Annotated in this window: 17 protein-coding genes; 10 read left to right on the forward strand and 7 right to left on the reverse strand. The window is 72.5% G+C overall.

Going from position 1 to position 19,701, the window contains the following annotated elements; all coding sequences use genetic code 11:
- Window positions 1-369: 369 nt before the first annotated feature.
- Window positions 370-2,064, reverse strand: a complete 1,695-nt coding sequence (locus ACIHFD_RS54090) for a SulP family inorganic anion transporter (RefSeq protein WP_397373561.1) — start codon at window positions 2,062-2,064, stop codon at window positions 370-372.
- Between the two features lie 162 nt (window positions 2,065-2,226).
- Window positions 2,227-2,850: a TetR family transcriptional regulator gene (locus ACIHFD_RS54095; RefSeq protein ID WP_397373562.1), complete on the reverse strand. Its 624-nt coding sequence runs from the start codon at window positions 2,848-2,850 to the stop codon at window positions 2,227-2,229.
- A gap of 68 nt (window positions 2,851-2,918) precedes the next feature.
- Here ACIHFD_RS54095 and ACIHFD_RS54100 point away from each other — a divergent pair, with 68 nt between their 5' ends.
- The 4 genes from ACIHFD_RS54100 to ACIHFD_RS54115 all read left to right on the forward strand — a co-directional run bounded on the left by ACIHFD_RS54100 (window position 2,919) and on the right by ACIHFD_RS54115 (window position 7,449).
- Window positions 2,919-4,967 (forward strand): HelD family protein, encoded by a 2,049-nt coding sequence (locus ACIHFD_RS54100; protein ID WP_397373563.1) that lies wholly within the window; start codon window positions 2,919-2,921, stop codon window positions 4,965-4,967.
- A gap of 87 nt (window positions 4,968-5,054) precedes the next feature.
- Window positions 5,055-5,360, forward strand: a complete 306-nt coding sequence (locus ACIHFD_RS54105; RefSeq protein ID WP_350732067.1) for a hypothetical protein — start codon at window positions 5,055-5,057, stop codon at window positions 5,358-5,360.
- 408 nt (window positions 5,361-5,768) lie between these two features.
- Complete coding sequence (locus ACIHFD_RS54110; RefSeq protein WP_397373564.1) at window positions 5,769-6,416, forward strand: PadR family transcriptional regulator; 648 nt, start codon at window positions 5,769-5,771, stop codon at window positions 6,414-6,416.
- A 175-nt stretch (window positions 6,417-6,591) separates the two neighbouring features.
- On the forward strand, window positions 6,592-7,449 hold the full coding sequence (locus ACIHFD_RS54115) for an alpha/beta fold hydrolase (RefSeq protein WP_397373565.1): 858 nt from the start codon (window positions 6,592-6,594) through the stop codon (window positions 7,447-7,449).
- A 7-nt stretch (window positions 7,450-7,456) separates the two neighbouring features.
- Here the strand turns inward: ACIHFD_RS54115 and ACIHFD_RS54120 are convergent, their stop codons facing one another.
- The 4 genes from ACIHFD_RS54120 to ACIHFD_RS54135 all read right to left on the reverse strand — a co-directional run bounded on the left by ACIHFD_RS54120 (window position 7,457) and on the right by ACIHFD_RS54135 (window position 11,029).
- Window positions 7,457-8,671: an ABC transporter permease gene (locus ACIHFD_RS54120; RefSeq protein ID WP_397373566.1), complete on the reverse strand. Its 1,215-nt coding sequence runs from the start codon at window positions 8,669-8,671 to the stop codon at window positions 7,457-7,459.
- Window positions 8,668-9,357, reverse strand: coding sequence for an ABC transporter ATP-binding protein (locus tag ACIHFD_RS54125; RefSeq protein WP_397373567.1), 690 nt, complete (start codon window positions 9,355-9,357; stop codon window positions 8,668-8,670). The genes ACIHFD_RS54120 and ACIHFD_RS54125 overlap by 4 nt, the downstream gene beginning before the upstream one ends.
- A 95-nt stretch (window positions 9,358-9,452) precedes the next feature.
- A complete protein-coding gene (locus ACIHFD_RS54130; protein WP_397373568.1) occupies window positions 9,453-10,511 on the reverse strand; it encodes an efflux RND transporter periplasmic adaptor subunit in 1,059 nt (352 codons plus the stop codon).
- The gene (locus ACIHFD_RS54135; RefSeq protein ID WP_397373569.1) at window positions 10,508-11,029 is read right to left on the reverse strand and encodes a hypothetical protein; all 522 of its coding nucleotides are present in this window, start codon (window positions 11,027-11,029) and stop codon (window positions 10,508-10,510) included. Before ACIHFD_RS54135 ends, ACIHFD_RS54130 begins: the two co-directional genes overlap by 4 nt.
- A gap of 153 nt (window positions 11,030-11,182) precedes the next feature.
- On the opposite strand from ACIHFD_RS54135, the gene ACIHFD_RS54140 reads away from it, so the two are divergent.
- From ACIHFD_RS54140 to ACIHFD_RS54150, 3 genes are read left to right on the forward strand one after another with little or no spacing between them, the layout of a single operon-like run.
- Window positions 11,183-11,836, forward strand: a complete 654-nt coding sequence (locus ACIHFD_RS54140; protein ID WP_363969548.1) for a response regulator transcription factor — start codon at window positions 11,183-11,185, stop codon at window positions 11,834-11,836.
- The gene (locus ACIHFD_RS54145; RefSeq protein WP_397373570.1) at window positions 11,833-13,005 is read left to right on the forward strand and encodes a sensor histidine kinase; all 1,173 of its coding nucleotides are present in this window, start codon (window positions 11,833-11,835) and stop codon (window positions 13,003-13,005) included. The genes ACIHFD_RS54140 and ACIHFD_RS54145 overlap by 4 nt, the downstream gene beginning before the upstream one ends.
- 48 nt (window positions 13,006-13,053) lie before the next feature.
- On the forward strand, window positions 13,054-13,650 hold the full coding sequence (locus ACIHFD_RS54150) for a CoA pyrophosphatase (protein ID WP_363969552.1): 597 nt from the start codon (window positions 13,054-13,056) through the stop codon (window positions 13,648-13,650).
- Window positions 13,651-13,680: 30 nt separating this feature from the next.
- Here ACIHFD_RS54150 and ACIHFD_RS54155 read toward each other — a convergent pair whose 3' ends face one another.
- Window positions 13,681-15,378 (reverse strand): TROVE domain-containing protein, encoded by a 1,698-nt coding sequence (locus ACIHFD_RS54155; protein ID WP_397373571.1) that lies wholly within the window; start codon window positions 15,376-15,378, stop codon window positions 13,681-13,683.
- An 801-nt stretch (window positions 15,379-16,179) separates the two neighbouring features.
- Between ACIHFD_RS54155 and ACIHFD_RS54160 the strand changes: the two genes are divergently transcribed.
- The 3 genes from ACIHFD_RS54160 to ACIHFD_RS54170 are packed head-to-tail and all read left to right on the forward strand — an operon-like array spanning window position 16,180 to window position 19,670.
- Window positions 16,180-16,791, forward strand: a complete 612-nt coding sequence (locus ACIHFD_RS54160; protein ID WP_397373586.1) for a lysophospholipid acyltransferase family protein — start codon at window positions 16,180-16,182, stop codon at window positions 16,789-16,791.
- A gap of 57 nt (window positions 16,792-16,848) precedes the next feature.
- Complete coding sequence (locus ACIHFD_RS54165; RefSeq protein ID WP_397373572.1) at window positions 16,849-18,426, forward strand: penicillin-binding transpeptidase domain-containing protein; 1,578 nt, start codon at window positions 16,849-16,851, stop codon at window positions 18,424-18,426.
- 47 nt (window positions 18,427-18,473) lie between these two features.
- The gene (locus ACIHFD_RS54170) at window positions 18,474-19,670 is read left to right on the forward strand and encodes a M24 family metallopeptidase (RefSeq protein ID WP_397373573.1); all 1,197 of its coding nucleotides are present in this window, start codon (window positions 18,474-18,476) and stop codon (window positions 19,668-19,670) included.
- The last annotated feature ends 31 nt before the right edge of the window (window positions 19,671-19,701 follow it).

Below are 19,701 nucleotides of genomic sequence, written 5' to 3' on the forward strand. Positions count from 1 at the left end.
GCCGGTGCGGTGATGGGGGGTACAGGGCTCGGGCGCTCCAGGTCCGAAATCTTGGTGAGCCGGTCCCCATCCGTGGCACCCACCCTCCCACCGCACTTCGGCCGAGGTCCCTCGAAGGGAGAACGGGCGAGACGCCCCTCCGGCTTCGGCCGAGGTCCCACGGAGTGAGAACGGGCGAGACGCCCCTCTGGCGTCGGCCGGGCTCCCCCGAAGGAGGCGGGAGGCGGGGCGCCCCTCGGCGACGGAGACGCGCCACGTCCCCAGGGCGCTACCACCAACCGCCGGCGCACGGTCAACGGTCGGCGGGCCCGATGTCCTGGCGGTGAGGTGCCTCCCCCCGGTGGGGGGAGGCGGGTGGGGCGGAGGGGGTCAGCCGGCCAGGTGGGGGAGGACGCCCGTGTGGTGGAGGCGGTCGCGGGCGGCCGCGATGGCCTCGTCGGTGGTGGCGAACACCTGCCCCGCCTCGTCCAGCCGGGCGAGCACCCCGAGCGCCTCCAGCGGCTGGTGGTGGCCGTCCGGGATGCCCGAGACGTACACCAGGATGCCCCGCCCCTCGAGCCGCTCGATCGCGTCGCCCAGGACCAGCGCGCCGCTGGCGTCGATGGTGGTGACGCGGGACAGGCGCAGCACCACCACGGACACGTCCGTCACCTCCGACAGCTCCATCAGGAAGCGGTGGGCCGCGGCGAAGAACAGCGGCCCGGCCAGCCGGTAGGTGACGATGTGCTCGGCGAGCAGCGCGTGCTCGTCCTCGGTGTGATGGGGCTGCAGGTCGTGGCGGAGCGGCTCGGCGTCGAGGCGGGCGTTGCGCGCCACGGCGCGCAGGGCCAGCGCCCCCGCCACCACCAGGCCCAGGATGACCGCCACCACCGTGTTGAGCGTCAGAGTGGCGACGGCCGTCAGCACCAGGACCACGGCGTCGGCCCGGGTGGACCTGAACATGGCCTTGACGGCGTCGGTGTCGACCATGCGCACCGACGTGGCCAGCAGGACCCCGGCCAGCGCGGCCAGCGGGATCCGTGCGACGAGCCCGGCGGCGGAGTAGATGATCGCGGCCAGGATGCCCGCGTGGGCCAGCGCCGCGAGCCGGGACTGGGCGCCGGAGCGGACGTTGACCGCGGTGCGGACGATGGCGCCCGTGCCGGGCATGCCGCCGAACAGCGGGGTGACGAGGTTGGCCACGCCCTGCCCGAACAGCTCCCTGTCGGGGTCGTGGCGGCGTCCGGTGGTCATGCTGTCGGCGACGTTGGCCGACAGCAGCGACTCCAGCGCGGCCAGGGCGGCCACCGCGACGGCCGGGGTGAGGAGGGACGGCAGCGCGCCCGGATCCAGGAACCCCAGCGACGGCGCGGGCAGCCCGGCGGGCAGGTCGCCGATCCTGGCCAGCGGCAGCGCGGCCACCTCGGCGGCGACGGTGGCGATGGCCACGGCGGGCAGCGCGAACGGCAGGCTCGGCCGTACGCGTGCGGCCACCAGCACCACCGCGGCCACGGCCACGGCCACGGAGGTGGCCCACCAGTGCGGGTGGGCGAGGAAGTCGAGGACGGCGTGCCAGGCCACGACCATGACCTTGTGGCTGTTTTCGGGCGGGACGCCGAGTGCCTGGGGCACCTGTTGCAGGCCGATCACGCAGGCGATGCCGACGGTGAACCCCGCCACGACCGGGGCGGGGACCACGGCCATGTAGCGCCCGGCGCCGGTCAGCGCCAGCGCGAGCAGCAGGAGCCCGGCCAGCAGGCCGACCGTGAGCACGCCGGTGGGGCCGTGGGCGTCGAAGATCGGCATGAGCATCACCGTCATGGCGCCGCTCGTGCCCGAGACCTGCAGGTCGGAGCCGCCGAGCAGGGCCGCCAGCGCCCCGGCGACGACCGCCGTGGCCAGCCCGGACGCGGCGCCGAGCCCTGAGGAGACGCCGAATCCGAGTGCCAGCGGCAGCGCGACGACCGCCACCGTGAGCCCGGCGAGCAGGTCCTGGCGGGGGCGGCGGCACATGGCGGCCAGCGACTCGCGTTCCGGCAGCACGGCGCGCAGCCGCCCCCAGGCCAGGGTCAGCGCGCCGGTCACGAGCTGTTACCTTCCGGTCCGGAAATGTAACCGTCTTGGTGCGTGAAAGGTCCTCTCACCATCACTCCCTACGAGTAAAGAGCGCCCCGCAATGCACCAAATTGCATATTTTTGCAATTGGTCAAGAGGCTCTCCGTATCAAGTACACCCCTTGCCACCTGCCTAAACGGGCTGTTCGCGAGGCGTGAACACCGGCAGCAGCGAGAACGCCCGCTCGGCGGCCCGGATCGCCTCCCGCTCGACCTCCGCCAGCGGCCGGCCTTCGGCCAGCATCGCCCAGTTGCGCCGGGCGAGCACCCGCTGCGCGGCCAGCACCTGCCCGGCGACCAGCCCGGCGGTCAGCTCGTCCGTGATCTCCCCGAGCGCCTCGGCCAGGGCCTCCTCGTCCTGCGCCATGTGCCGGAACAGCCGCGCCGCCAGGCTCGGCGTCGAGAACACCATCCGGTGGTACGCCACCACCTCCGGATGGTCGTTGAGCCCGGTGACCGGGTCACGCCGGGCGAGCCCGTCGAGGAAGTGGCGGCGCAGCGCCTCCAGCGGCCGCTCCCCCGGCTCCCGCCCCCGTACGACGCGGGCGGCCTCACCCTGGTGGTCGGCGATCCGGTGCAGCACGAGGTCTTCCTTGGTCGGGAAGTACTTGAACAGCGTCGGCTTCGACACCCCCGCCGCCGCCGCGATCTCCGTCACGGGCACCTCGTCGAAGCCGCGCTCCAGGAAGAGCGAGATGGCCGCCGTCGAGATGGCCTCGTGGACCCGCTGCCGCTGGATCTCCCGTAGTCCCGTCATGGCACCCAGTCTATCAAAGTGTTAACCTGGTTAAATTCTTAACCGAGTTAACGCTTTTGGGGGACGCGATGGGCACGCTCGACGACGAGAGGCAGTACGTCGAACGCTGCAAGGCCGGACTGCGCAGGATGCTCGAAGGCGCGCGCGACAACGTGATCATCGGTGAGACCGTGGCCGGCGACCGCTACAGCGCCGAGCGGCTGGGCCGCCATCTCAAGAGCCTGGCCAAGGAGCTGAGCGAGGAGCCCGAGGGGCCGCCGTTCTTCGGCCGGCTGGACTTCGGCCAGAGCTCGGCCGAGCACCGCGGGCGCGCGTACCACATCGGCAGGCGGCACATCACCGGCGAGCACGGCGGCCCGCCCGTGGTGATCGACTGGCGCGCGCCGGTCTCGCGGGCCTTCTACCGGGCCGGCGCCCGCGACCCGCAGGGTGTCGCGGTACGCCGCCGCTTCGGCTGGTCGGGCACGACGCTGACGGGCTTCGAGGACGAACGGCTCGAACGGGGCGAGGAAGGCGAGTCGCGCATCCTGGCCGCCGAGATCGAGCGCCCCCGTGTCGGCCCCATGCGCGACATCGTGGCCACCATCCAGCCCGAGCAGGACGACCTCGTACGGGCCGAGCTGGACACCTCGATCTGCGTCCAGGGCGCGCCGGGCACCGGCAAGACGGCGGTCGGCCTGCACCGGGCCGCGTACCTGCTGTACGCGCACCGGCAGCGGCTCGAACGCTCCGGCGTCCTCGTCCTCGGCCCGAACCGGGCCTTCCTCGGCTACATCTCGGCCGTGCTGCCCGCGCTCGGCGAGGTGGACGTCGAGCAGACCACCCTGGAGCGCCTGCTGGCCCCCGTCACTGTCACCCTCCCCGTCACCGCCATCGACAGCGAGGCCGCCGCGCTGGTCAAGCACGACGTCCGGATGGCCGAGGTGCTGCGCAGGGCGCTGTACGGGCGGATCGCGAAGCCGGTCGAGCCGGTGACGGTGGCGGACGGCTCGTACCGGTGGCGGGTGCCCGAGGAGGAGCTGCGCCGCATCGTGGACGACACGCGCCGCGAGTCCCTGCCGTACGGAGTGGGCCGCGAACGGGTGCGGGCCCGGATGGTCGCCGCGATCCAGCGCCAGGCCGAGGCGCGCGGGCAGACGGCCGTCGCGGCCTGGACCCGCAAGATCGCCCGCGCCGTCACCCCGTTCCTGGACGCCGTCTGGCCCGCCGTCAAACCCGAAGAGGTCCTGTACGAAGTCCTGCGCGGCCCGGCCGAGGCCCCGCGCGACAGCGGCCCGGCGGGAGGCACGCGGGATGGCGCGTCGGCGAAGGGCAGGCGGGACGGCGCGCTGACGGGGGCCGAGTGGGAGGCGATCACCTGGGCCAAGCCGCCCCGCAGCGCCAAGAGCGCCAAGTGGACGGCGGCCGACCTCGTGCTGCTCGACGAGATCGCCGCCCTCATCGAGCGCCCGCGCGGCTACGGCCACGTCATCGTGGACGAGGCCCAGGACCTGTCCCCCATGGAGTGCAGGGCCGTGGCCAGGCGCAGCGAACACGGCTCGCTCACCGTGCTCGGCGACCTGGCCCAGGGCACCACGCCGTGGGCGGCCTCCTCCTGGCCGGAGCGCATGGCGCTCCTGGGCAAGCCGGACGGCCAGGTCATCGCCCTGACCACCGGCTTCAGGGTCCCGGCGGCCGTGGTGGAGCTGGCCAACACGCTGCTGGCGGCGCTCGGCACGCAGGTGCCGGCGACGCGCTCGTACCGCTCCGACGGCCGCCTGCGGGTCACCCGCGTGAGCGGGCTGGAGAAGGGCGTTGTGGAGGCGGCGCGCGAGGCGATGGCGTTCGAGGGGTCGATCGGGGTGATCGCGGCGGACGCCGACGTCGAGGCGATCACGTCCGCGCTCCGGGACGAGGGCATGGGCGTGGACGAACGCCTCACCGTGCTGCCCGCCTCGCTGGCCAAGGGGCTGGAGTACGACCATGTGATCCTCGCCGAGCCCGCCGCCGTCGCCGAAGCCGAGCGGCGCGGCCTGAACCGCCTGTACGTCGCCCTCACCCGGGCCGTCTCCCGGCTGGACGTCGTTCACGCCAGGCCTCTGCCGCCCCAGCTTTCTCATCCCATAGAAGCAGCGTGAAATCGGTATATGTCCTGGTTCATTCGGCTCGACAGGACTGGGCCCTTCGGTGTGTGATGTTGTTCACGTCTCGAGAGGAGCCCGCAAGTGACCTCTTCGCAGGACCCGCCCCAGGGCGACGATCCCAACACCCAGTGGTCGCAGCCGCCCCCGTATCCGCAGCCTCCTTACAAGCAGCCGCCGAGCAACCAGGTCCTGTCGATCATCGGGTTCGTCTGCGCGGTGGTGGCCGTGCTGTTCATCCCGATCCTGTTCGGCCTGGCCGGCATCGTGCTGGGCATCGTCGGCCACACGCGGGGCGAGCCGCTGGGCAAGTGGGCCGCCGTCGCCGCCGGCGTCGGGATGATCATCGGCATCGCCCTCGGCGTGATCCTCGTAAGCAGCATGTCCTGACCCGAGCCGCCCCGGGCGTCACCGACTCCGTCTGACGTGACCCCCTCCCGGGGCGGCGCCGCCTTTCCCGCCCCACCCCGCCGCTTTCAGGCACGGCCCGCGCCCGCTCGCCATCCACCGGCGAGCCGCCTTCCCAAGCGCCCGCGCCCGCTCGCCGCCCACCGGCGAGCCGCCTTCCCGAAGCGCCCGCTCGCCGCCTCCGACCACAGGACGCGCGGCGCACCGGGCCGCCCTCTCGACGCGCCACACCGGCCAGGCACCGGGCTCAACGACCCGACGCGTCCGACCGCAGAACGCGGATCCGACGCTGTCTCCAAACGTAGAACGCGCAGCGATTCCCCATTGCATGGCGGATACTCGCGCACGTATGCTCGTGTACGAGTATTCGTCCACGAGGAGATGAGCCGGATGACGAAGCGGCGCAGGGTCGCGAACCTGCTGGCTCTGGCCGTGCTGACGGTGGCCGGGCAGCGGCCGATGCACCCGTACGAGATGGCCTCGGTGCTACGGGCGCGCGGCAAGGACCAGGACATGCCGATCAAGTGGGGATCCCTCTACACCGTCGTCCGCAACCTGGAGAAGCACGGCCTGATCGAGGCCGTGGAGAGCGGCAGGCAGGGCGCCCGCCCCGAGCGGACCGTCTACCGCGTCACCGAAGCCGGCCGGGAGGAGGCCGACGACTGGACGCGCGAGCTGCTGTCCACGCCCGTGCGGGAGCCGTCGGCGTTCGAGGCGGGGCTGTCGGTGCTGGCCGGGCTCGGCCCGGACGAGGTGGTGCCACTGCTGCGGCAGCGCCTGGAGCTGCTGGAGCAGCAGCTCCAGGACGCGCGCCGGGCGCTGGAGCGGGACCGGGAGGAGGTGCCCAGGCTGTTCCTCCTCGAGTCCGAGTACGCGCTGGCGATGCGGGAGGCCGAGGCCGGCTGGGTGAGCGCGCTGCTGGCCGAGCTGACCTCCGGCACGTTCCCCGGCCTGGACGGATGGCGGGCCTTCCACCGGACCGGCGACCTGCCCCCCGAGGTGGCGGACATCGCGGATAGGGGCAGCACAGCGGATTGACCCCGGCGACCGGCGAAGAGCCCGGTGGCCGATCGCAAGACCGGCGGCGGTGCGGGAACACCGCCGCCGGGAGATCTTCGTACCGAAATGCCCGCGAAGCGGGACCCCGGACACGAGATGGCACTCGCAACAATAGCCGGGCTCCCCTTCACGGACCGAACCATGGGGAGCCATCATGACCACGACCACTCTCGACGCCGTGACCTCGAAGGACGGCACCACGATCAGCTACCGCCGGCTCGGGCGCGGCCCCGGGCTGGTGCTCCTGCACGGAGTCATGCAGAGCGGCCACAGCAACATCGAGCTGGCCCAGGCCCTCGCCGACGAGTTCACGTGCTACGTGCCCGACCGCCGCGGCCGGGGCCGCAGCGGCCCGTACGGTCCGGACTACCGCCTCGATCGGGAGGTCGAGGACCTCGACGCGCTGCTCACCGCGACCGGGGCGGACCGCGTCGTCGGCGTGAGCTCGGGCGCCATCGTCACGCTGCGCACCGCGCTCGTAAGGCCCGAGCTGCGCAAGGCCGTCATCTTCGAGCCGCCGCTGGACGTCGACGACTTCTACCCGGCCGGCTGGCTGGAGCGCTTCGACCGGGAGCTCGCGGCCGGCCGGATCCCGGCGGCGCTGGTCACCGGGATGAGGGCGGCGCGGCTGGGGCCGCAGTTCTTCAACGTCATGCCGCGGGCGGTCCTGGAGCTGCTCACGGGCATGATGCTGAAAAGTCAGGACAAGGCGGCGGTTGACGGGGAGCCGACGTTCCGGGAGCTGGCCCCCACGCTGCACTACGACGGGCAGGTGGTGGCGGAGACGGCCGGCAGCCTGGACGTCTACCGGCCGATCGGGGCGGAGGTGCTCCTGCTCGGCGGCACCCGCAGCCCCGCCCACCTGAAGTCCGTGCTCACGGGGCTGGAGCGCGTCCTGCCCCATGTCCGGCGCGTGGACCTGAAGGGCCTCGACCACAGCGCCACCTGCAACGCCGACCAGCGCGGACGCCCCGGGCAGGTCGCGGCCGCGATCCGCGGTTTCCTCTCTTAGCGGGCCCTCAGGCGGTGGCGAGGGCGACCGTGGGCGACAGGCGGGCGGCGCGCATGGCGGGGTAGAGCCCGGCGAGCGTCCCGATCAGCAGGGTCGCCCCGACCGCCCCGCCCAGCGCCCACGGCGGGACCACCGGCGGCCAGCCCCGCGACAGGGCGTAACCCGCGGTCGCCAGGGCCCCCATGACCGCGCCCACCACCCCGCCCAGGGTGGACAGCAGCAGCGACTCGGCCAGGAACTGGATGCGTACCTGGCCGCGGGTGGCTCCGAGCGAGCGGCGCAGGCCGATCTCCTTGCGCCGCTCCAGCACGGAGATGACCATGGTGTTGGCCACCCCGACCCCGCCCACGAGCAGGGCCACCGCGCCGAGCCCGAGCAGCAGGTTGGTGAAGGCGCCCGCGGCGGCGGCCTTGGCGGCCAGGGCGTCCGACGGCCTGCTGACCGTGACCTCCTCCGGGTTCTCGGGGTTGACGGTGCGGGGCAGCACCTGGCGCACCGACTCGACCGCCTCGTCAGAGGAGCGCTCGTAGATGGTGGTGGGGTAGCCGTCGAAGCCCAATAGCTCCTGCGCCGCGGGGAAGCCGACCAGGGCCGAGCGTTCGATCTCCGGAGCCAGCGGCATCGGCCCGAGGATCCCGACGACCGTGAACCAGCGGCCGCCCATCCACACCTGCACGCCGGTCCTGGCCAGGCCGAGCCGTTCGGCGGCCTGCGCGCCGAGCACGACGGCCGGCTGGCGGGCGGTGGCGTCGTTGAGCCAGGTGCCCTTGGTCACCGAGCCCTCCAGAGTGGTCAGGAGAGTGGTGCTGGCCGCCTGGACGGCGATGCCGCCGGTGACGGACTCGGGGATGTGGTTGTTCCGGCGTACGGTGGCCTCCACGCCGCCCGTCGCCGCGGCCGTCCGGACCGGGCGGATGCGCTGGACCATGGCCAGCGCGCCGGTCGGCAGCTTGGCCTCCTCCCCGAACATGGTCTGCCCCGGAGCCACCGTGAGGAGGTTGGTGCCGAGCTTGTCGAGCTGGCGCAGGAGCTGCTCGCGGGAGGAGGACGAGATCCCGATCACGGCGATCATCGTCGCGATGCCGATGGCGATGCCGAGGGCCGACAGGATCACCCTCGTCGGCCGGGCGCGCAGCCCGGCGGCCCCGACGCGCAGGACGTCCCCGGGGCTGAGCCGGCCGGGTGCGGGCCGCGCACCGGCTCGGTGGTGGTGGTCGGTCAACGCCCGGCTCCTCTCAGCAGCTCGACGGGGCTCAGGTGGTCGTGCTCGTGGCCGTCGACGACGAGCCCGTCGCGCAGGCGTACCTGGCGGGAGCACCAGCCGGCGATCTCGGCGTCGTGGGTGATGACGGCGACGGTGGTGCCGGCCTCGTGCAGGTCCGCCAGGACGGCCAGCACGTCGGCGCCCGCGTGGGAGTCCAGGTTGCCCGTCGGCTCGTCGGCCAGGAGCAGCGGCGGGTCGCCCGCCACGGCCCGGGCGACTGCGACCCGCTGCTGTTCGCCGCCGGACAGCTCCGACGGCCGGTGCCGGAGCCGGTGGCCGAGCCCGACCCGGTCCAGCGCGGCGGCGGCTCGTTCGCGGCGGGCGCGGCGGCCCGTGCCGGTGTAGAGCAGGCCGTCGGCGACGTTGTCGAGCGCGCTGACGCCGGGCGAGAGGTGGAACTGCTGGAAGACGAACCCCAGGGTGCGCGAGCGCAGCCCGGACAGCTCCCGGTCCGACAGGGTCGCGACGTCGTGGCCGGCGACGCGCACGGTGCCGGAGGTGGGGCGGTCGAGGGTGCCGATCATGTGGAGCATGGTGGACTTGCCCGATCCGGACGGGCCGACGATGGCCAGCAGGTCTCCCCGGTCGATGGTCAGGTCCACGCCGCGCAGGGCGTGCACGTCTCCGGCGTACGTCTTGGTCACCCCGCACAACTCGACGATGCCGTTCCCTGGGCCGTTCCCTGGGCCGTTCCCTGGGCCGTTCCCTGGGCCGTTCCCTGGGCCGTTCACTGGGCCGTTCACTGGACCGGCACCCCGACCTTCATGCCCTCGGCCAGCCCCTCGCCCTTGATCTCGACCAGGCCGCCGCCGAACGCCCCGGTCTCGACCGCCACGATCCGGCTCGCCGCGCCCTCCGCCACCTCGACCCCGAAGCCGCCCTCGCGCAGCGCCAGCAGCGCCTCGACGGGCACCGCCAGCACGTTCGCGTGCCGCGCGCTGGCCATCTCCACCTCGACCGGCGCCTGGTCCAGCTTCGTCCGCGGCGGCCTGGCGAGGGTGATGTCCACGTCGATGGTGGTGGTCGCGTCCCGTTCGGACCCGGAGGACTCCGCGACCGTCCCGACCGACGTGATCCGGCCGGCGGCCCGCTCGCCGCCGGGGAGCGTCACCGTGACCTTGGCGCCCTTGCGGGCCAGCGGCTGGTCGCCGGTGTCCAGGTCCACGTGCACCAGGCGGCGGATGCCGCTCACCGTGAGCGCCTGCTGTCCCGGCGCGGTCCTGGCGCCGACCTCGGCCTTGGCGTCGGTCACGCGTACGGCGGCGGGCTGGAACGCGACCTGGGCCGCGTCCACCCGCCCGCTCTCCTCCAGTCCCCTGTCCTCCTGCCAGCCCTTGACCGCCTGCTCGGTGGCGTAGCTGAAGTGGTCGTCCACGGTGAGGTAGTCGCCGTACCCGAGCGCCTTGAGGTTGCGCTCCAGTTGCTCGACGTCCGGCCCGTCGGACACGCCGCGCTGCAGGGTCCGGTACAGCGGCAGGCTGCCGTACATGAGCACGAGCGGCCTGCGGTCCACCTTGAGCAGCGGGCGGCCGCGGCGGACCACGGCGCTCTGGGCGGCCACCCACGTCACGGTGCCGGAGGCGCCCGAGGCGATCCGGCGCTCCCCCGCGTAGGTGAGGGCGCCGTCCACGGTCTTGGTCTCCACCAGGTCCTGCCGGGTGATGTCCGCGGTGGCCGGGACCGGGGGTCTGTCGGGCGTGGCGGCGCCTGGGACGCCGTCGTTCATGACGGCCACCGCGGTCCACGTCGCGGCGACGGCCAGGACGGTGCCGCCGCTCAGCAGGATCCCCTTCCTCATGACGTTTCCCCTGGCTTCTTGCCGCCGCCGGGCGCGTACTGCTCGCAGGCCTTGTGCGCAGCCTCGATCTTCTGCTGCGAGCCGTTCCTCATCTCGAAGCGCAGGCCCTCGCCGGGCTTGGGGTCGGGCATGTCCACGCCGTGCTGGCGCATGCACTGCGCGAACTTGACCATCTGGTCGTAGTCCTGCTGGCTGGGCGTGTGGTCGCGGACTACGGCGTCCATGATGGGCTGGCAGGCCTTGTGTGCCTTGTCCATCTTGTCGCGGCCCACACCCTTGGGGACCTCTACCTTCAACTGGCCGTTCTGCGGATCGGGGACGTCGATGCCGTGCTCGCGCATGCACTGCGCGAACTTCAGCTGAGCCTCCTCCGGGTCCATCGACGCCGACGGGGAGGCCGTGGGTCCGGCGGACGAGGTGCCGGCGCTGGCCACGCCGTCGTCCTTGGGCGCCGTGCCTCCGCACGCGGCCAGCGCCAGCGCGAGCGGGACGGCGACCAGCAACAGCCGTATATTCATGACATTCACTCCTCCGCGCCTGGGGTCCTTCGCCCGGGCTGCGGCCTCACTCCAGCCCATGGGGTGCTAGAACCGGATAAGCCCGCCCGGCGCGTTTATCCGGCCCTAACACGTGATCCGTCACGCTCGGGTGCCAGAGGAAAGGGGCCGGCGATGCGGGTGCTTGTCGTCGAGGACGAGGAACGGCTGGCGGACGCGGTCGCGCGCGGGCTCCGGCTGCAGGCGATCGCCGTGGACGTGGCCTACGACGGGCAGGACGCCCTGGAGCGGGCCGCGTACGTGGACTACGACGTGGTGGTGCTCGACCGGGACCTGCCGGAGGTGCACGGCGACGACGTGTGCCGGCGGCTGCGCGAGGGCGGCGGGGGCGGCCGGGTGCTCATGCTGACCGCGGCGGGACAGATCCGCGACAAGATCGACGGGCTGTCTCTGGGCGCGGACGACTACCTGGTCAAGCCGTTCGCGTTCGCCGAGCTGGTGGCCCGGGTCCGGGCGCTGGCCCGCCGCTCGCCCCGCTCCGCGGCGCCCCTGCTCGAACGCGGCGGCGTCGTGCTCAACCCGTCCCGCCGCACGGTCACCAGGGACGGGCGGCCCGTGTCGCTGAACCGCAAGGAGTTCGACGTGCTGCGCGTGCTGCTCGGCGCGGGCGGCGAGCTGGTCACCTCCGGCGAGCTGCGCAGGCGCGTCTGGGACGAGCACGCGGACGCGGGCACGGGCGCGCTGCGGGTCACGATCACATCGTTGCGCAAGAAGCTTGGCGTGCCGTCGGCGATCCTGAACGTGCCCGGCAAGGGGTACCGGCTTTGATCGTCGAGCAGGGGCGGTCGTGGTGGAGCAGCAGGCGGCTGCGGCTGCGGCTCACGCTGCTGTACGGCGGCCTGTTCTTCGTGGCCGGGTCGATCCTGCTCTGGCTCACCTACCTCATCACCGGCCAGGCGCTGAACCAGCAGTTCGTCACCGGCTTCCGGAAGATCCAGAACCCGCCCGCGGACGTGGCCGCGACGCGCCCGGTGGTCGGGGACGTCATCTTCCAGGGCGACATCGAGAACCGGGCCGGCAACGTGCTCAGCGAGATGGTCCGCTCGTCCATGCTCGTGATGATCCTGGTCGGCGTGGTCGCGCTCGTGCTCGGCTACGTGGTGGCCGACCGGGCGCTGCGCCCGCTCGACCGGGTGACGGAGGCGGCGCAGCGGCTGTCGGAGAGCACCCTGCACGAGCGCATCGGGATGCGGGGCCCGCCCGACGAGGTCAGGCGGCTGGCGGACACGTTCGACGCGATGCTGGAGCGGCTGCACCGGGTGTTCGACGCGCAGCGGCGGTTCATCGCCAACGCCTCGCACGAGCTGCGCACGCCGCTGGCGATCAACCGTACGGTGCTGGAGGTGTCGCTGGAGGAGCCGGCCGCGTCGGAGGACCTCAAGGCGCTGGCCAGGGCGTTGCTCGGCACGAACGCCCGCTACGAGCGGCTCATCGAGGGCCTGCTGCTGCTCGCGCAGTCGGAGCAGGAGCTCACGGTGCGCAAGCCGGTGGACCTGGAGCAGGTCGTGCGTACCGCGCTGGAGCAGATCGACCTGCAGTCGCGCAAGCGGCCCGTCACGCTCCACCAGGACCTGCGGCCGGTGCTGGTCGAGGGGGATCCGCTGTTCCTGGAGCGGTGCGTGTTCAACCTGCTGGAGAACGCGATCAAGCACAACGTGCGCGACGGCGAGATCTGGCTGGCGCTGCGGCGGCAGGGCGGCGATGCGGTGGTCACGGTGCGCAACACCGGGCCGGCGGTGCCGCCGTACGAGGTGGACGACCTGTTCGAGCCGTTCAGCCGGCTCCACGGCGACCGGGTGCGCTCGTTCAAGGGCGCGGGGCTGGGGCTGTCGATCGTGCGGGCCATCGTGCGCGCGCACGGCGGCCAGGTCACCGCGGCCGCCCGGCCGGAAGGCGGGCTGAGCGTCACCGTACGGCTGCCGCACGGCCCGTCGTGAGACCCGGCCCCGGCGTCCCCGTCCGGACGCCCGTGACATCCTTGAAGTGTGCTGTCGCCAATCGACGTGCTGCAGGAGCAGATCAGGTCCCATTTGACCGCCTTCGACCGCCGGCAGGTCCCGCCCACCGGCGGGGTGCGCAGGGCCGCCGTCACCGTGTGCGTCCTGGAGGACGCCGAGCGGGTCCCGTACACGATCCTGATCAAGCGGGCCGCCCACGGGCGCAACCCGGGTCAGTGGGCGCTGCCCGGCGGGCGCCTGGACGACGGGGAACGCCCCGTGGACGCCGCGCTGCGCGAGCTCGCCGAGGAGACGGGCGTCACCGGGGTCGAGGTGGCCGGGATGCTCGACGACTTCGTCACCGACTCCGGCTTCGTCATCACGCCGGTGGTGGCGTTCGGCGGCGTCCAGCAGCCGGTGGCCGATCCGCGCGAGGTGGCCTCGGTGCACGACGTGCCGCTGGAGTGGTTCCTGGCGCCGGGGGTGCCGCGCTGGCGCGGGAAGATGCTGCAGATGCCGCTGGGGCCGTCCATCGTGGTCCACGCGCCGACGGGGGCGATCCTGTGGCAGTTCGCCGAGGTGGCGCTGCGCGGCCGCGAGCAGCGGGTCTTCGACGTGAAGCAGCCGCGCTGGACCAGGACCTGACCGGGCGCTCCCGGTCAGGTCCAAAGCGTCCTACGCGTCCTGCGCGTCCTGCGCGCGGACGAACGCGTTGACGATCATCGGCAGCGACGCGTCCAGGCCCGCCACGTTCAGCACGCCCTCGTCGCCGGGATCGCCGATCGAGTAGCCCGCGGCGGTCATCGCCGCGACGACCACGCGCGCCTCCGCCGCCACGATGCGCCGGTAGGCGCCGAGCTCCTGCGAGGGGTGGGCGCGCCCCGCCCACGTCTCGTTGTCGGTGAACACCACGATGCCGTCCACCGCCATCCGCTGCTCGCGCGCCCAGCGGAACGGCAGCGACAGGTCGGTGCCGCCGCCGGACGGCCGCCAGGAGCCGATCTCGCGCAGGTTGGTGCGCGGGGTCACCTTCGAGGCGTGGACGCTGGTGTCGACGTCGATGACGTGCACGTTCCCCTTCTCGATGCGGGCCAGCATGACGGCCATCGCGCAGCCCACCTCGTACGGCGAGCCGATCTTCGAACCGCCGACCACGACGTCGCCGCCGTACCAGCCGCCCGACATCGACCCGGAGGAGTCCACCGCGACCAGCAGCCGCCGGCCCGTGGGCCGGACGGTGCCGAACGCCAGCTCGTACGTCTCCTCCAGCGCGTCCCGGATCGCCGGGACCGGCGCCCACGTGTGCGCGTCGGCGCGCGGGTTGGGCTGGGCGCGGCCCGAGCCGTACACGCGCAGCGCCAGGAACGCGTCCATCGGGTGGATGCGCGCCCGCAGCAGCGCGTCGCGGTCGGTGAGCCGGGCGACCGCGCGCCGGGTGGCCTCGCCCGTCGGGGTGAGCGTGCCGATCCGCGTCATGCGGGCCAGGTTGCGCAGCAGCGCGGTCATGCCGATCGTGTCGACCAGCGCGTCCCACACCTTCGGATCCCTCAGCACGGCGTCCGGCAGGAACTCCCACGGCACCTTGCGCTCGGTCACCACCTGGATCGCCTCGCGGGCCGTGGTGACGGCCTTGGCGCTCAGGAACCGGTCCACCGACTCCAGCGTCTCGCGCGCCTGCTCGTCGGAGACGTTGCCGGCGATCCAGCCGAACAGCCGCGCCCGCTGCGGGCCGTCCGCCTTGGGGTGGGCGATGCGCAGGACGTCGCGCAGGTCGAACGTCTCACCCTGCGGCGTCCTGCGCTGGCGGGCCTTGCACACCTTGAACGCGACGTCGTCGGGGCTGCCGGTGGTGAACCAGGAGGCGAGCGCCGTACGCAGCGAGCGGCCGGTGACCGGCGCGGTGCCGCGCGCGGTCGGCTTGCCGCCGAGGTTCTTGTAGTAGCCGAAGAAGGAGGCGAGGTGGTCGGTCGTGCGGGCCACCTTGGGCAGGGCGAGCTTGGCCGCCTGCCGGGTGGCCGCGTCGCCGCGGGCGTAGGCGGCGGCCAGCGCGAACAGCGCCGGTCGCTGCTTGGGAGCGCGCGGCGGGCGCGCGGTCGAGATGCCGGTGAGCAGTTCGACGACGCGCGGGCCGTCCTCGGCGATCGCCTCGAACAGCGCGGCGGCGTTGCCGGCGGTCAGCTGCTCCTGCGACACGTAGTAGGTGCCGCCCGTGGTGCCGAGGATCAGGAAGTCCTCGACGCGCTGCCACAGGTCCTTCTCGAAGACGAAGCCGCCCGCCGCGTTGCGCACCTGATCGGTGCGGCCGGGCAGCGGCTGGGTCTGCGGCGTGGCGAACGCGGAAACGCCGGCGAGGGGGTCACGGTTTCGCGCCATAGTTTTCACCTCGTACGTCTCGACCCGCCCGAATGGCGGATATGCAGAAAAAATGGGGGCGGATGTGGAAATGCCGACCGGCTTTTTACGGCGCGCTGCCACTACGCGACGCGCGGGCGCACCCGCGCGGCGGGGAGTCGAACCCCGCGCTTCCGGCACCTGAAGCGATAACCGACCTGCTTCGACCCGCCCCCGAGGCTCGGAGAGGGCACGGATATGGGGGTGTCCACCGGCGTTGGCGCTCTGCCGACTGAGCTACCGGAGCGTTGGCCCCGGGCAGGACTCGAACCTGCGACTCCCCATTAAAAGTGGTAACCGACGAACTTCGACCCGTGCCCTCACCGAGTCTCACTGACATTGTGGATTCAACACGGAATGCCAATGGGAGCTCAAATCATTTTCCCGATCTCGTCGAGGGCGAGCGGGGCCGCGCTCACCGTGAGTCACCGGGACGAACCGGGCCTCCGGGGGTCGAAGATCGCCAAGCTCAGGTCACGTGTCGCCCATGAGGGGGGCGCGATTACCCCCATGCCCGGACCGTGTGCTTAACTCGAGTTGCCGATGTGGTCTGTGTCCCCCGGGCCGCAAATTACCGCCTTCACGGAATACCGTTCGGCTGGAGCCGTGTTGTGCACCTCGCCGAGGAGGCGACCGCCACATCGGCCTTAACGACTTTTCCAGGCGTCCCGCCCACCGGCGGGGCGCCTGCTTTATGGTGGGGTGGCCGACCGGCCCGATGATCAGGAGAGCTCGTTGCTGTACGAAGTGGTCAAGTTCGCCGCCGCGCCGCTCGCGAACGCGATGTGCCGGCCGCACATCTCGGGCGCGGCGCACGTGCCCAGGAGCGGGCCCGCGATCCTGGCCGCCAACCACCTGTCGATCCTCGACTCGTTCCTGCTGCCCGCGCTGCTGCCGCGGCACGTGACCTTCACCGCCAAGAACGAGTACTTCGACGGCAACCCGGTCTCCGGCTTCTTCATGCGGCTGGGCGGCAGCCTGCCGATCGACAGGGAGAGCGCGCACGCCGCCCAGACCATGCTCGACTCCGCCGCGGACCTGCTGGAGCGCGGCGAGCTGTTCGGCATCCACCCGGAGGGCACCCGCTCCCCCGACGGCCGCCTCTACCGCGGCAAGGTCGGCGTGGCCTGGCTGACGCTCAAGACGGGCGCCCCGGTGCTGCCGGTGGCGCTCAGCGGCACCGAGAGGGTGCTGCCGGTCGGCTCGAAGGTGCCCAGGCCCGCGCGGATCGGCATCGCCATCGGCGAGCCCATGCGGTTCGATGGCGACCACACCAAGGCCCGCGACCGGCGGCGGGTGACCGACGAGATCATGGCGGCCATCCAGAAGCTGTCCGGACAGGAATACGTGCCGACCTACGCCGCCAGCTTCAAGGCGGCCAACGGCGTGTCATGACAATGTCGTCGAGGATCAGGGGGATCTAGCGTGGCGCGTGGTCGTACCATCGCGATCGTGTCCGGCGCCACCGTGCTCGCGGTGGGGGCCGCGGCCGGTGGCGCGTACTACCTGCTGCACACCAGAGGGACGCCCGCCGAGACGGCGCAGCGCTTCTCCGCCGCATGGCAGGCCGGCAACTGGGCCGCCATGGGGGCGGAGCTCGCCAAACCACAGCAGCTCAACGCGTACGACCAGCAACGCAGCGCACTCGCCGTCGAGTCGACGGACATCAAGCTCGGCAAGATCACCGAGACCGGCGACAACCGGGCCCGCGCCCCCTACACCGCGACCCTGAACCTCAAGAACATCGGCAAGTGGTCCTATCAGGGCCAGATCGACCTCATGGTGGCCGACCGCACCTGGAAGGTCGACTGGAAGCCCGCCACGCTGTACCCGTCGATGACCGCCGGGGCCGAGTTCAAGCTCAAGACGCGCTGGCCCGACCGCGCCGAGATCACCGACGCCCAGGGCGACCGGATCGACACGGGCGCGGTCGGCGGGTCGGTGCAGCAGCTCGTCGGCTACCTCGACAAGGCCGGCAAGAAGGACGTGGCCAAGCTGGGCTCCTCCTACAAGGTCGGCCAGGCGATTGGGCGCGGCGGGCTGCAGGAGACGTTCCAGAAGCGGCTGGCGGGCACGCCCGCCACCGAGATCCAGCTCGGCGACAAGACGCTGGAGACCATCGAGGGCAGCGACGGCGAGCCCGTCCAGACCACGCTCGACCCGCGCGCTCAGGCCGCGGCGGTGGGCGCGGTCAAGGACATGAAGAAGCCCACGTCGATGGTGGCGATCAAGCCGTCCACGGGCGAGATCCTGGCCGTGGTCAACAACCAGGGCGGCTTCAACCGGGCGCTGGACGGCCGCTACCCGCCCGGCTCGACGTTCAAGGCGATCACGGCGATCGGCCTGCTGGCGGCCGGGATGTCGCCGTCGGACCCGGTGACGTGCCCAATGTACGCGACCATCGGCGGGCTGAAGGTCCGCAACTCCGACAAGGAGGCGTTCGGGTCGCTGTCGTTCCTCGACTCGTTCGCCCACTCGTGCAACACGACGTTCGCGCCGCTGGCCGAGCAGAAGCTGGGCGCCGACAAGCTGCTGAAGACGGCCGAGGACGTCGGCTTCAACCAGCCCCTGAACATCGGGGTCCCGGCCACCAAGGCCAGCTTCCCCCGGGCCGAGTCCGACGCGGAGCTGGCCGCTGAGTCGTTCGGGCAGGCCAGGATCACGGCCAGCCCGCTGACGATGGCCTCGGTGGCCGCCGCCATCGCGGACGGCACGTGGCGGCCGCCGACGCTGGTGCCCTCGTTGAAGCAGAAGGCCGCCGAGCGCCCGCTGCCCGACGGGGTCAAGGAGCCGCTGCAGTCGATGATGGCGGCCGTGGTGTCCAAGGGCACGGCCAAGGCGGCCGGCCTGCCCGCCGGCACGCACGGCAAGACCGGCACGGCCGAGTTCGGCACCGGCGACGACCTGGACACCCATGCCTGGTTCATGGGCTTCAAGGAGGACGTGGCGTTCGCGGTGGTCGTGGAGGGCGGCGGCGCGGGCGGCAAGGTCGCGGCGCCGGTGGCGGCGTCGTTCCTCAAGGGGCTCTGACGGCCGCGACCAGGTGAACCGGCCTCTGACCTGGGCAGAACTCGGTTGTGCTGGGGATCGGTGGCAAGGAGTATGCGGCGCGGCAGGCGGCTATGGGGCGGCTGGCCGCGCGGGCGGGGTTCCGCGGGGTGGTGGCCTGGTCGAGAGGCGGTTCGGCGCAGGACCATTACGCCGACGTCTACTACCTGACGGGTTTCTACCAGCACCAGCCGTTCATCCCCGACTTCCCCGGCCACTGGCGGGCGCGGGGCCACGCGGCCGTCGTCCTGCCCGTGGACGACCCTCCGCTCAGCGAGCACACCGCCGTCCTGCTGACCAACTCCAGGGACCTCCAGGAGCCCCGGCCGGCGGCGCGGGTCCATGTGACGCCCGATCTCGTGGACGCCCTGGCCGAGCAGATCAGGGAGTCGATCCGGCCGGGCCGGGTCGCGTTGATCGGCTACGAGGCGATGGCCGCGCCGTGGTGGTGCCGGCTGCGTTCGGTGCTGCCGGGGCACGAGCTGGTGTGCGCCGACGATCTGGCCTGGGAGGCGCGCCGGATCAAGAGCCCCGCCGAGCTTGACCTGCTGCGCGCCTCGGGGGCGCTCGGGGTGCGCGCGGTGTCCGCCGCCCGGGAGGCCGCCGTACCGGGCGCCACCGAGGCCGACGTGGCGGCGGCCGCGATCGCCGAGATCGTCCGGGCGGGCGGCGCCTACTCCGGCATGGGCATCTCCTCCGGCGCCGAGTCCTACACCTTCGCCGCCTCCGGCCCGACGCCCTACTCCGCCGACCGGCGGCTGGCCGAGGGTGACCTGATCAGGATCGACCTGTACGGCTCCGTGCGCGGCTACCTGTTCGACCTGGCCCGTACGTGGGTCGTGGGCGGCGAGCCGACCACGGAGCAGCGGCGGCTGCTGGAGGCGGTGCGGGAGAGCGTTCTGGCCGGGATCGAGCTGCTGCGGCCCGGGCGGCGCTTCGGCGAGGTGGCGCGGCGGTGCCAGCAGGTGTTCGAACGGTCGGCGTTCGCCGTCCACCACGGGCTGCCCTGGTCGGAGACGGACGGCCTCTGGGGCCACGGGCTCGGCCTGTCGCTGGAGCCGCCGTGGATCACCGAGGGCGGGCCCGACTCGGACGGCCTGATCGAGGCCGGAATGTGCCTGGCGCTGGAGCGCAGGATCGCGATGCACTCCGTGGGGGGCGCCAGCCATGAGGAGGACGTCATCGTCACCGACTCCGGCCCCGAAGTCATCACCCGCGACCCTTGAGACTTGTTATCCGGCTGTGTAAATTTACTCA

The sequence above is a fragment of the Nonomuraea sp. NPDC051941 genome, assembly GCF_044593615.1.